The organism is Pantoea sp. MQR6, assembly GCF_022761075.1.
GTDB lineage: Bacteria > Pseudomonadota > Gammaproteobacteria > Enterobacterales > Enterobacteriaceae > Pantoea > Pantoea phytostimulans.
This window is the reverse complement of sequence record NZ_JAKYXB010000002.1, coordinates 415885-429971: the sequence shown is the minus strand read 5'-3', so window position 1 is coordinate 429971 and position 14087 is coordinate 415885. Positions and strand designations below refer to the sequence as shown.

The window sequence follows — 14087 nt, the reverse complement described above, 5'->3', positions numbered from 1 at the left end:
ATGGAAATGTCGCAACTCACTGCACGTCGTCCCTATCTGTTACGTGCTTTCTATGATTGGTTGCTCGATAACCAGTTAACGCCGCATTTGGTGGTCGACATCAATTTGCCCGGTGTGCAGGTTCCGTTAGAGTATGCGCGTGATGGACAGATTGTCTTGAACATCGCGCCGCGTGCAGTCGGTAACTTGGATCTGGCCAATGATCAGGTGTCATTTAATGCACGTTTTGGTGGCGTTCCACGTCAGGTAAACGTGCCAATGGTGGCAATTCTGGCAATTTATGCCCGTGAAAACGGCGCAGGCACCATGTTCGAACCTGAACCCGCTTACGAACATTCCGCACCGGAAGCGTCAGAAGCGCAGGAAGAGACTGTGATGTCAGTGATTGATGGTGATCGTCCTGATGATGCCAACGATAATGAAACGCCGCCTGATGATGAGCCGCCGCCGCGTGGTGGTAGACCTTCACTGCGTGTAGTGAAGTAAGCAAAGCAATATGATAAATGCCTGTCACTCGCTGATGGGCTTTTTTTTGCGCTAAAGATAATAACGGCAAAAAAAATCCGGGAACGCACACGTTACCCGGATTTTTTATTCGCTAGTCATCGCGGTGACGATTAATAAACGTCACGCAGATAGCGCTTCTCTTTCTTCAACTGATCGATGTAATCAGCGGCACGCTCGCTGGAAAGTCCGCCATATTGACGAACGATTTCATACAGCGCACTGTCCACATCTTTGGCCATGCGCGAAGCATCGCCACATACGTAGAAGTAAGCACCTTCCTGCAGCCAGGCGTATAACTCTGCACCTTGCTCTAACATACGGCTTTGCACATAGACTTTTTTGTCTTGATCGCGTGAAAACGCCAGATCAAGACGAGTCAGTAAGCCGCTTTCCTGCCATGCCGTCAGCTCTTCACGATAAATAAAGTCATGTTCCTGATGCTGATCGCCGAAGAATAACCAGTTTTTACCCTGCGCACCGGCAACCTGACGTTCCTGCAGGAAAGCACGGAACGGCGCGATACCGGTACCTGGACCCACCATGATCAGCGGCGCATTAGTATTCGACGGTACGCGAAACGCTTTGTTAGGCGAAATGAAGATAGCTGGCTTTTCACCACGACGGACGCGTTCGGCCAGGTAGGTTGAGCAAACACCGCTGCGATTACGTCCACCGCTGTGATAACGCACAGAAGCTATCGTTAAGTGCACCTGATTCGGATGCGCTTTGGAGCTGGAGGAGATGGAATAGGCGCGATGCTGTAAAGGGCGCAGCAAGGCAACAAATTCTGATACTGACAGCGAACGTGTCAGTTCAAGTTGCAGCAGATCCAATGTGTCCTTGCCCCACAACCAAACGCCCAGCGCATCTTTGTCATCATGTTGCAGTACGTGGCGCAGTTCCTGGTTAGTGGTATTTTGTCCTACCCACTCAATGAGTTTGCGCGACGGCTCTGAAATCTCAAATTGATAAGTCAGCAGATCGCCCAAGCTTCTGTCGAAGCCGGAAACAGGCGTTTGGTAATCCGCATTTAACTGCGTTAACAGCAGGCTAACCAGTGAAGGTTCGTTTACAGGAATCACACCCAGCGCATCGCCCGCTTCATATTTCAGGCCGCTGTCGGTCAAATCAAACTCGAAGTGACGGATGTCCTTAGCGGATTGTTCGCCTGACAGACGCTTATTGGTAACCAGCGCGGCGGCATACGGGTTGGATTTATTGCTACCTGGAATGACCGGTGCTTCTGGTGCGCTATCCAGCACGGTACCGCTGCTGCCAGCACTTGACGCAAACTGCGGCATTGAGCTGTTTAACCACGCGTTAGAGGGCTCTTCGTAGTCGATGTCACAATCAATACGATCATAGACACGCTTCGCACCCAGCTGCTCAAGACGCATATCAATAAATTTACCGGCCTGGCAGAAACCATCGTAGCCAGTATCGCCAATGGCCAACACGGCAAAATGCATCTGCTCCAGACGCGGCGCGGTGCTGGCAGAAATTGCATTCCAAAACAGCTGTGCGTTATCTGGCATCTCACCTTCACCATAAGTGGAGGTAACAATCAGCACGTGACGCATTGTCGCGAACACATCGAGATCGACTTCACCCAATGCCTGAACCACCGGCACCAAACCTTTAGCGCGTGCAGATTTAGCTGCAGTTTGTGCCAGCGCTTCTGCATTACCGGTTTGGGAACCGTACAGAACATGCAGCTGAGTTGTCGCGGCTGCACCAGTACCCGCTGCGACCTGCTGTTTATCTTCTAACACTAACAGACGGGAGTGGAGACCGGCGAGAAAGCCCGCCAGCCAATACTTCTGGTCGCCATTAAATGGCGCATCTTCAGGAATGTAAGGAATTTTCATGGATACTTTTACTCAATCCCGTTCTTACCCATCCTATTTCGTGTTGCAGAGGTGTGGGCTGCGTCGTTTCCCCAGTTACAACATGATTGCTGTTGCTGGGGATTCGTCGTTAGCCAACTGCCTGTAACACAAACTATTTAAGGCAATTATTAATGTTCATATTCGTTTTCGTCAGTGTTGCTGTTAGGACAGTTTCCCGACAGCAGCAGCAATTTCTGGCAAAGCAGCGCGTGCGAACAGCTCTTCGAAATCAGGCAGATGACCTAACACCTCACGGTTGCAGGCGTCCTGATACATGATCCAGCCATAGGTTGCCAGGCTGTCCATTGAGCGAATGTTGCGTTGCGTCAGCGCAGCCTTGTAATCCGTCATACGTTTAGTGCCGATCAGGCTAGCCAGCTCATCGTCGGTGTAGCTCTCAATCGCCGCACGTGCGTGGCGTTGAAGTTTGCTGATCAACGAGAAGTCTTCAGTCATCAACAGGTTACGTACCGCTTTCTCTACCGCAGGATCTTCCACAGAAGTGCCTTTAGGTAATTTACCCAGCGCCAGCTGTTGTGCAAAGCTCAACACGGTGTAGTTGTTCAGCAGTACGAACATTTCCAGCGTATCGGTTGCGCCATAAGCCGGCACCGCGCCATTAGCGATAGTTTTGCCTTCACGCCAGGCTGATTTGAACTTAGCAACCTGATGTCCAGCCAGCGCAGTTGATAACTCTTCCAGCAAATCTTTACGTGATTTCGCCTTCAGGATTTCGCCACCATCTTGATACAGCAGCAGTGAGCGCGGCATCACGTAAACAAAGTGGTGACACTCCGTTTCCCAATTCTCTAACAGCCAGGCAGCGCGTGGTGACTGGGTCGCTTCCAAATGCCAGTTCAGCATCGTCAGCACCGCTTGCTTGTGCGTTTGCGCCATCTCGTCCTGATCGGCGATAGAACCGAACAGTACTGAGTCACCTGCGGCATGGCTGGCGAGTGATCCATACGGGTCATACTGGTAAGCAAAACCGCCGCTCATGCCGTTGCCGAAGCCTGTACCAAATGTACCCAGGTTCAGGATTGCGCCATTAGTCATGTATTCGCAACAGAAGTCACCCACACCTTCAACTACTGCGGTTGCCCCTGAATTACGTACGGCAAAACGGTCACCCGCCTGACCTTGAACAAACAGGCGTCCACCCGTTGCGCCAAACAGCGCAAAGTTACCGATCAGCACGTTGCCATCGCTGTCTTGTGCGCCGCCGCCCGGAGACATTACCACCAGCTCGCCACCACATTGACCTTTACCAACACCATCATTACAGGTGCCGTAATGCTTTATTTGCATACCGTCATTGCAGAAAGCACCGAAAGATTGGCCCGCAGAGCCAGAAGTGCTGATCTTCACCGTTTCAGGTGCCAGATAGCGACGACCACGATCATCCTGCAACACCGCTGGCATTGCGCTCAATTGCTCAGCCGTTAGTTGATGATTGAGCTTGCGTTCAATATCAATCGCTAGCTGGCCGCCGACACTCTTGTTGCGGTTGTTCAACGTGATGTTATTGCCCAGCGAAATGTCATTTTTGCCTTGCGTGACCAGTTCAGTGTTCAGCTGCTCAACCCAGGCATCATCCAGTTCGAAATCTTTTTCCAGATACACGGGACGATCGATTTTCAGCTCGGGCACCACGGTTAACATGGCGCGGAAATCGAGTTTACCGACTTCCAGTGGGTGATCCATTAAGTGCAGCAGATCAGAGCGTCCACGTGCTTCACGCAGCGAATGCAGGCCCATGCGCGCCAGGATTTCACGCACCTCATGCGCAACGTTCATGAAATACTGTGCCAGCTGACGGGGATCGCCATCAAAGGCTTCGGCATTAGTGGTTAAACCTGCCGGGCACTTAACGTTACAGTTTTTCGCCATCACACATTTCAACATCATCAGTGCGGTGGTACCAAATTCAAAGCTGTCGCCACCCAGCAGCGCCGATTTTACGACATCGCTGCCGGTCTGCTGTGCGCCAGAGCAACGCAGCAAGACTTTCTCACGCAGGCCGTTAGCACAGAGCGCCTGATGTACTTCCGCGATGCCGATTTCCGCCACGCGTCCAGTGTATTTCAGACTGGTAACGGAAGCTGCGCCGGTGCCGCCAGTATTCCCTGCAACGTTGATAACGTCTGCGCCTGCTTTCGCTACGCCAACCGCAATCGTACCGATGCCTTCCGATGAAACCAGTTTAACGATGACGCGAACGCGAGCGGCTTTACAGTCGTGGATCAGCTGCGCTAAATCCTCGATAGAATAGGTGTCGTGGTGAGGTGGCGGTGAAACCAGCTCGACACCCGGCGTACCGCCACGGGCTGCTGCGATTTCCACGGTGACTTTAGGCGCAGGTAACTGACCCCCTTCGCCTGGCTTCGCACCTTGGCCAATTTTGATCTCCAGCTCTTCCAGCATCGGGTCAGCTAAATAAGCCGCCCATACGCCGAAACGGCCCGAGGCCAACTGTTTGATACGTGATGCACGGATGGTGCCATGACGTGAATAGTGTTCACCACCTTCACCGCAGTTGCTCATGCCGCCAACCATATTGGTGCCGTGTGCAACCGCTTCATGGGCCGGGGCGACCAGCGCGCCATGGCTCATCGCACCGGAAGCAAAGGTGCGGGTGATTTCACAGGCTGGCTGGATTTCGTTCAGTGGCAGTGAAGGCAGCGTGGTGAAAATCCGTGACAGATAATCTGCGGCCTTGCCATAAGCGGTGACATTCAAGCCATTGCTCACCACTTCGGTGCTTTCAATTTCATCATTGAAGCGTGATTTCAACGCACGTGATAGCGCTGCGAGGCGTTCGCTTTCCGGCTTCAGGCCGTTGATCGCATCCGTTAAACGCAGCGTAAAGTGGTTAAGGCTGCCGTCAACGGCTTCACAGACCAAACCACGTATAGCAAAACCGTTGTTGGTCAACGAGTAACGTCCCAGCTTACGACGGAATTCTGCTTCACTGTCGATGTGCGTCAAATCCGCCGGAAAGGCCAGAATATCGCGCAGTGCAGCTGGACGACGCTTACGTTCTTCATACATCAGACTAGAGAACTGACGATAATCTGAAGTGATGGCGAAGTTGTTGATCACTTCATTTGGGATACGCTCAAAGCTGCTGTCCTTAAAGGATTCCGCTTTGATTCCAAACGCGTTATCCAGCTTGGCCAGCGTCATCAAACGGATGAAGTTATCTTCTTCACGCGCTTTGTCGGCAAAGCGAATAGGCTCTTCAGTCATGTCGATAAAGGTGCGAACAGCGATGGTGCCATAAGAGTGACCGGCACCTTCAGCACGCTCTTTAAACAGGCCAAGCAACGGCACTTCGGACTCGCCCTGAATTTTCAGGGCGCTCTGATGCCAGTCAACCGCCATCTGCGCGATAGTGGCAAAACCTGCGCCACCGACCGGGGTGCGGATATTTGGAAAATATTTTTTCAGTACTGGATCGTCAGTATTAAGGAAGTTCGGCTCAAAGAACTCACCGCAGCTGTAACTTTCTACGGTGCACAGGCCAACTTTACCCATGGTTTTCATCAGCGCTTTTTCGGCCGCTTTGGCATAGCGTTTAAACGCTTTATTGCCTTCTTCACCTTCGCCATATTTCTCTTCGGCACGCATCTGCACGCCAAGCGGATAAATAGCGGAAGCACCAAAGCCCAAGGCTGCCGCGATATGGTGTGAAGAGATGCTCTGGCCACTTTCAACCACCAGCGAAACATCAAGACGCAAACCTTCCTGCACCAGACGCTGATTGATAGCAGAAACCAGCAGCAGCATTGGAATCGCAGCTTGAGTTGAAGAAATGTGGCGATCGGTAAGCACCGCGATGCCGCCTTGGGTGCGGGCAAAATCAACGACCTGTTGTGCCAAATCGTCGATGGCTTTTTCTAGCGCATTGGCATTTGCTGTGCGGCTCAGCAGATCTTTGCCAACGACTGGCTCGTACAGCATCTCAAAGCGTGCGTAAGGTGCAACGTCTTGCTCACGCAACTGCAGCATATCGAGATGGCTAAGAATCGGCGTTGGCACGATGATTTGACGGCCTTTGCTGCGGCCCAGATGCGGTTTCGCACCCAGTGCTACGCGCAGCGTCATGCCATCTACTTCACGGATCGAGTCCAGCGGCGGGTTAGTAACCTGCGCAAAACGTTGAGAGAAGTAGTGCGCCATCCCACCTTCATGATCGGATAAGCCGTTAATGGCGTTGCCGTAACCCATCGCGGAGATTTTCTCTGCGCCGGTTGCCAGCATGGGATCCATCATGAATTTGAAGCTTTCCTGGTTGTAATAGTACGCCACGAAGCGTTGATAGGCTTTCAGGTCGCCACGATAGCGCAGCGGCGAGCCTTGCTGCTCTGCTGGGATCACCGGCAGATCTTGCAGATCGACACGGGCTGTAGCCAGCAGGGCAGAATAATCTTTTTCAGCTGCCAGTTTTTCCAGCGCCTGATGCGTGGTGTAGCTGCGTTTTTCGCGATGATCGAAATAGAGCATACCGCCTGCTTCGATACGGCCGCGACGCAGAACACTTTCCGGTGGGAAAGCAATTTGTCCCGCTTCGGACATCGCGCCAATATAATCTACTGTTTCAACAGAACGCAGGGGACGCAGGCCAAGACGGTCGAGGCGTGCACCGATGACTTCACCATTACCAAAAATCAACGCAGCCGGGCCATCGTTCTTCTCTTCATACAGCGAGAAGTACTCCAGCATATCACGCACCTCATTGGATAAGGAGGTGTCGTTTTCCCAGGCTGGCGGCATCATGGAAACAACGGCGGTGATCAGATCGAGGCTGTCTTCCATCAAGCGGCTGTGAATACTTTGGTCGAGACGCGAGCTGTCGGATTGGCCTTTTGGACGCACAATCTTCTTACCCCGCGCCAGCGCCAGAGCCGACTCCGCAATGCGGTTTTTACGGTCGGTGTTTAACTCGCCGTTATGCGCCATCAGGCGGAACGGCTGCGCCATGGTGGTATGCGGATCGGTATTGGTAGAGAAACGGGTATGGAAGAATAATCCACGTACCTGATGATCGGGATCGGTCAGGTCTTTGAAGTAAGGAATCACTTCGTTTGAGTTCAGACGCGCCTTGAATACCTGCGTCCGTGATGAGAGCGAAAGGGGATAAAGCCCACCAAACTCGCTTTCAGTAAAGGCACGCGCTTCGATAGCCAGCAGGGCGCGATAGATGCGTTGTTCAAAGTCGTTTTGATCGACGACATCCTGCGGTGCAGTGAAAATCCACTGCACAATCGGTAACTGGAATTGCACAGCGGCCGGACGCGTCACGCTGCTGTCTAGCGGCATGTCACGTTTCATGATGATAGACAGGCCAAAGCTGTTCAACGCTTCTTCTACCAGACGTTCAGCATTTGCACGCAGCTCGGCATCTTTTGGCACAAAGAAGTTACCGACGCCAAAACGGCCCGCTTCCAGCGCCTGGCCCGTAATCTTACGGAAGAAGTGCAATGAAAGGTCAACGTTTACCCCAGCACCGTCACCGACGCCTTCAGCCGACATGCCCCCGCGGTGAGGTACAGTACAAAGGGCGCTGTGCGCCATCTGCAGGATCTCATGGGTCTGCTCGCCGTCCTTACGCGTAATGAAACCTACACCACAGCTATCACTCCCTGCTGCTGGGTCATACAAGCCATAGGGATTAGGTTTTTTATTGGACATTGAGGGTCTCCTTAAACTGCTTTAGACATTACCTGCATTATTTCAAACACTAAGCGCCAATGAGCGCAGTTTCATTTTCATTGCCACACGCTGTCGAGCGGGCATTATTGCTCCGAGCAGTTCACTCCAGACAGGTTTAAAACGTCCTTGATTGAGCTGCTCTTAGATTTCCGGTCTCTTAAAGGAGATGACTTACACCACGCGGGAGTCTTCTGATTGCATAGATATGCCGAGACACTGGCCCGTCAGGAAAGCTTTCAGCGGATTTCCAACTTATCGGGAAAGCGGAAACAGGTCAAATAACGATACTTGTCAGGGTTATTTGAGTCTTTTCATCATTAAATACATGATTTTAAAGTATTAAACAGCTAAATTTATCGCTGTTAGCCGGTACGTTAATGGCCCATAAATGTGAACTGTCTCACTGTGGTGCAGCGATCAAATCTCTGCACCATGCTGGTGATAGGGTCTTTAACAGCATGAAATGCTGTTACGGCCATTTCATGCACAGGATGTATCTGTTTTTCTTATATGGGTATATTTGAATGAAATATGGCGATGTTATAAGTAAAATTAATTAAGCCGAATATGCTTAAAACAGTGCTTAAGATGAATGAGTATGCAAATAGATAAGTAAGCCTGTGCAACAGAACGCTGCCAGGATATTGAAAAAGGGGAATGCTAATCGGTCGCCATCGTTCAGGCGGCCCTACAGATTATTCAGTTAGCACAATTAGTCAAGGGTTTTAAGCTTAATGTCATAAACGTCGGCGATTGATGCGGCTGATGCACCAAAATAGAGCAATCACGTCTTTAACCCGCTGATGCATGACGCCGCCAGAAGCGTAATTACGCTATCATGTGCCTGTTTCTCTTCCAGGGAGTCTTTATGAAACAAATTCGCCTGCTGGCGCAATATTACGTTGATTTGATGGTTAAGCTTGGCTTGATACGCTTTTCGCTGCTTTTGGCCTCAGCGCTGGTGGTATTGGCGATGATTGTCCAAATGGCAGTCACGATGGTGCTGCGTGGGCATGTCGAAAGTATCGACATGGTGCGATCGGTATTTTTTGGCCTGCTCATTACACCTTGGGCGGTCTATTTCTTATCGGTGGTGGTCGATCAACTGGAAGAATCCCGGCAGCGACTGGCACGGCTGGTTGATAAACTGGAAGAGATGCGTACCCGCGATCTTGAACTCAATCAGCAGATGAAAGAGACCATTTCACAGCTGAATCAAGAGATCGCTGACCGTAAAAAAGCTGAACTGGCGCGCGAGCAGGTCATGGATAAGCTGCGTGAAGAAGTGGCGCGACGTGAGCAGGCACAAATTGAGCTTGAGCAACAATCCTCCTTCCTGCGTTCTTTCCTGGATGCCTCTCCCGATTTGGTTTTTTACCGCAATATTGATAAACAATTTTCTGGCTGTAATCGGGCAATGGAATTGTTAACCGGAAAAAGCGAGAAGCAGCTGATTGGTCTGACGCCACGCGATATTTATGATGACGATGCGGCGACAAAAGTGCTGGAAACCGATGAGAAGGTCTTCCGTCATAATGTTTCTCTGACTTACGAACAATGGCTGCAATATCCTGATGGTCGCAAGGCCTGTTTTGAAATTCGAAAAGTGCCTTATTATGACCGCGTGGGTAAGCGTAGTGGGCTAATGGGTTTTGGACGCGATATAACTGAGCGTAAGCGCTACCAGGACGCTTTAGAGAACGCCAGCCGGGAGAAGACGACCTTTATCTCTACGATCAGCCACGAGCTGCGCACGCCGCTTAATGGCATTGTCGGTCTCAGCCGCATTTTGCTGGATACCGATCTCAATCAAGAACAGCTCAAATACCTCAAAACCATCCATGTTTCCGCCATCACGCTCGGCAATATCTTCAACGATGTTATTGAAGTCGACAAAATTGAGCGGCGCAAAGTACAACTTGATAATCAGCCGATCGACTTCACCAGTTTCCTTGCCGATTTAGAAAATCTTTCTGGCTTGCTGGCTCAGCCAAAGGGGCTGAAGTTTGTCATGGCGCCGCAGTTGCCTTTACCGCATAAAATCGCCACTGATGGCACGCGTCTGCGCCAAATTCTTTGGAACCTTATTGGTAATGCCGTGAAGTTTACCCAACAAGGTGAAATTGTCGTGCGCGTTGCTTACGAGCAGGATGAAACGTTGCGCTTTGAGGTTCAGGATTCTGGCTTAGGTATTCGCCAGGAAGAGCAGGACAAGATTTTTGCGATGTATTATCAGGTGAAAGATCAGCATGGCGGTAAACCTGCAACCGGTACCGGTATTGGTCTGGCCGTTTCACGTCGGCTGGCACAGGCAATGGGCGGGGATATCACCGTTAGCAGCGCACCAGGCCAAGGTTCTTGCTTTACCGTGAAGATCAAAGCGCCGCGTGTCGCTGAAGAGGTGGAAGATGATGGCATTGATGACAACATGCCGCTGCCTGCGTTACACGTATTGCTGGTTGAGGATATTGAGCTCAACGTAATTGTCGCGCGTTCGGTCCTTGAGAAATTAGGCTGTAGCGTTGAAGTAGCCATGACGGGCGGCGAGGCGCTGGCCATGTTTGATCCACTGGAATTTGATTTAGTCCTGCTGGATATCCAACTACCTGACATGACCGGCCTGGACGTTTCACGCGCCATTCATCAGCGTTATCAAAATAGCGACCTGCCGCCGCTGGTCGCGCTCACCGCCAATGTGCTCAAAGACAAGAAAGAATATTTCGATGCCGGTATGGATGATGTGCTGAGCAAACCGTTGGCCGTACCCGCGTTAACGGCAATCATCAAAAAGTTCTGGGATTATCAAGCCGAGACTGATGAAGAAGAAACCGAATCCGCGCAAGAGACAACGCTTACGCTGCTTGATGTGCCGATGCTTGAGCAATATATCGAGCTGGTTGGCCCAAGCTTGATCACGCAAAGCCTCGACATGTTCGAAAAAATGATGCCGGGATATGTAGATATTTTAGAGTCCAATTTGATGGCGCGCGACCAGAAAGGTATTGCTGAAGAAGGGCATAAAATTAAAGGTGCGGCGGGTTCGGTGGGTTTACAGCATTTACAGATGCTGGCGAAGCAGATTCAAAGCCCTGAGCTTCCTGCATGGTGGGATAACGTGGCTGAGTGGATTGAAGAGCTGAAACATGAATGGCGTCATGATGTACAGGTGCTACGCGAATGGGTAGCTGAGAAAGAAAAGCAGATCGCTAGAAAAAAATGACCCCAGCCGAGGCCGGGGTGCGCGAATACTGCGCCAACACCAGGGAAAAAGGCGCTGCTGCTATGCTTAGAGTATTTGAGCGCAACAGCGTGGTATTGGTTAACACTGTCATCACCTTAGCAAATTCATCTTAACTTGTGACAAGATTCATTAAAATGTGTGATGTTGAGCAGCGTTTAAATACAGAAAACATTAATTTGGCAACACAGTCAAGTAAGGAATTAATTTCTGCGATGCATTGCTTTATTTTTAACCAGATGTGTGGTTTTTTGCACGCTTTTGCGTCACTTGAGAAGCTTAAAAGAAAAAGCCAAACGGCAATTTAACGCTCACACAGCAAATTGGGATATTTTCTTAGTTAAGTTTATAAAAAATAAAGCTAAATGTTTCATCGGGCATGGGTTATCCAAAACGTTTTGGAAACCTTAAAGAGAAATTTCCAGTTAAAGGTTCTACCAATTGATTTCCGTCTAACGTTAGGTGAAAACTTTAATTTTTTTTGTTTAAAGTAAAAGGATTAAAGATCGGAATTTGCACATTCTTTAGAATTTATCGATCAATCAATGAAGAGTAACGAACTAATCATTTTGCGATAGTTAAGTGTAGTGAAACATTTATGATGGCGTATATCACAAATTGTTAAGTGTTTTTTTGAAAAAAGTCTAACTGAAGCAGGGTAATGGAACCGATTCCTTTTTGCTGGAAGTGCTTGAAGTAACTGGATCTGTTAACGCTGATTTGCAATTTTACTGCGTAATCTGTCTGTAAAATAACCCGTATCGTTTGGCTTTATTGCCTGATAAATCCATTTTAAGCCTGTGATTTCTACAGCAATTGATTAATGCCTAAAACAAGTAAGAGAAGATTGCATGAGTAAGTATAAAGGAAGCCTCGGACAACGTATTAAGCACATTGTTGTCCGCATGCTGTTGGCATGGTTAGGGATTTGGGTAGCAGGCATTGTGCTTTTTTCGTTTTTGCCGGTTCCTTTTTCCGCCGTGATGGTTGAGCGACAATTGGTCGCCTGGATAAATGGCCGGTTCGATTATGTGGCGCATTCGGATTGGGTAGGGCACGACGAAATCTCACCATGGATGGCATTAGCCGTGATTGCATCAGAAGATCAAAAATTTCCGGTGCACTGGGGATTTGATGTAGCAGCTATAGAGTCTGTGTTGGATAACAGCAATGAAAAAATGCGCGGTGCATCTACACTGTCACAGCAAACGGCCAAAAATCTGTTTCTGTGGGATGGACGCAGTTGGGTGCGTAAAGGTCTGGAAGCCGGTTTGACCGTGGGAATTGAAACCGTGTGGACCAAACGCCGCATTCTGACGGTTTACCTGAATATTGCTGAGTTTGGGGACGGAGTCTTTGGCGTTGAAGCGGCATCGCAGCGTTTCTTTCATAAACCTGCCAGCCGCCTCAGTATGTCGGAAGCCGCGCTGCTGGCTGCTGTGCTGCCTAATCCTATTCGTTTTCGTGCCGATGCGCCTTCAGGTTATATCCGGCAACGTCAGCAATGGATCATGCGGCAAATGCGCCAGCTGGGCGGCGAGGGATTCCTGCAACGCAATAAGCTGGATTAATCAGTCTTCGTCAAAACCCGCATCAAACAGCTCAATGACAGCAGCTAGCGCCTGAATTTCTTCCGGGCCGCTGGCTTCAATTTCGATATGGCCGCCTTTGGCAGAGTCCAGCATCAGTAACGCAATAACGCTACTGGCTTCGGCTTCAGTACCCGCTTCATTGCGTAATAGTACTTCTGCGTCAAAACTTTGTACCAACTCAAACAGCTTCATTGCCGGGCGCGCATGCATGCCTAGCTTATTTTTGATTTCTACAGTTTGTTTGACGGTCATGATTTGCGTTTTTCCAACGTACGATGACGAGACTGTACATTTTTACCGCGGGAGCGGAAATAATCTGCTAGCTGTTCAGCAATATAAACTGAACGGTGTTTTCCCCCGGTACAACCGATGGCTACGGTTAGGTAACTGCGGTTGTTGGTTTCCAGCATCGGTAGCCACAATTCAAGATAGCTACGCGTCTGATAGATAAAGTTGTGCACTTCAGTGTGGCGATCCAAAAAAGCCGCTACCGGACGGTCAAGACCGGTCATCGGACGTAATTTGGGATCCCAATGCGGGTTCGGTAAGAACCGAACATCAAAGACATAATCAGCATCTATCGGAATACCATGCTTGAAGCCAAACGACTCAAATACCATGGTCAGTTCGCGTTCGCGCTTGCCCAGCAGACGGGTACGCAGCATTTCAGCCAGTTCATGCACGGACATTTCTGACGTATCGATAATTAAATCGGCACGCGAGCGTAGCGGCTCCAGCAGATCGCTCTCTTCGTCAATGGCACTTTCCAGCGACAAGTTTTTGCTGGAAAGAGGGTGCAAACGACGCGTATCGCTGTAGCGGCGAATCAACGTATTACGATCAGCGTCGAGAAACAGCAGCTGCGGTGAAAACGTATCAGGCAGATTATTCAGAGCGGTTTCGAAGATTTCCGGCGATTCTGGCATGTTACGCACATCAATGCTGACAGCAGCGGAGATGTTGCGTTCTGCCAACGAGTTTGCTAACTCCGGCAGCAAGACCACCGGCAGATTATCGACGCAGTAAAACCCCATGTCTTCCAGTGCGCGCAACGCCACTGATTTTCCTGAGCCTGACCGACCGCTAACGATCATCAGCACCATGACCTTCTCTCCCGTTTTAAAACCGGCACCGGGCCGGTAAAGA

At 50.1% G+C, this 14087-nt stretch carries 7 protein-coding genes; 3 read left to right on the top strand and 4 right to left on the bottom strand.

All coding sequences use genetic code 11. The features are described from left to right. A complete protein-coding gene (gene sspB / locus MUG06_RS12060) occupies positions 1 to 486 on the top strand; it encodes a ClpXP protease specificity-enhancing factor (RefSeq protein ID WP_243078740.1) in 486 nt (161 codons plus the stop codon). Between the two features lie 131 nt (positions 487 to 617). Here sspB and MUG06_RS12055 read toward each other — a convergent pair whose 3' ends face one another. Continuing rightward, complete coding sequence (locus tag MUG06_RS12055; protein ID WP_243078739.1) at positions 618 to 2375, bottom strand: sulfite reductase subunit alpha; 1758 nt, start codon at positions 2373 to 2375, stop codon at positions 618 to 620. A gap of 183 nt (positions 2376 to 2558) precedes the next feature. Then, the gene (locus MUG06_RS12050; protein ID WP_243078738.1) at positions 2559 to 8090 is read right to left on the bottom strand and encodes a glutamate synthase-related protein; all 5532 of its coding nucleotides are present in this window, start codon (positions 8088 to 8090) and stop codon (positions 2559 to 2561) included. A gap of 889 nt (positions 8091 to 8979) precedes the next feature. Between MUG06_RS12050 and arcB the strand changes: the two genes are divergently transcribed. After that, a complete protein-coding gene (arcB, locus tag MUG06_RS12045; protein ID WP_243078737.1) occupies positions 8980 to 11331 on the top strand; it encodes an aerobic respiration two-component sensor histidine kinase ArcB in 2352 nt (783 codons plus the stop codon). 869 nt (positions 11332 to 12200) lie between these two features. Continuing rightward, positions 12201 to 12920: a monofunctional biosynthetic peptidoglycan transglycosylase gene (gene mtgA, locus MUG06_RS12040; RefSeq protein WP_243078736.1), complete on the top strand. Its 720-nt coding sequence runs from the start codon at positions 12201 to 12203 to the stop codon at positions 12918 to 12920. Here the strand turns inward: mtgA and npr are convergent, their stop codons facing one another. After that, positions 12921 to 13193, bottom strand: coding sequence for a PTS phosphocarrier protein NPr (gene npr / locus MUG06_RS12035; protein WP_243078735.1), 273 nt, complete (start codon positions 13191 to 13193; stop codon positions 12921 to 12923). It lies immediately after the preceding gene. Further along, positions 13190 to 14044 (bottom strand): RNase adapter RapZ, encoded by an 855-nt coding sequence (gene rapZ, locus MUG06_RS12030; RefSeq protein WP_010251920.1) that lies wholly within the window; start codon positions 14042 to 14044, stop codon positions 13190 to 13192. The genes npr and rapZ overlap by 4 nt, the downstream gene beginning before the upstream one ends. Positions 14045 to 14087: the final 43 nt, after the last annotated feature.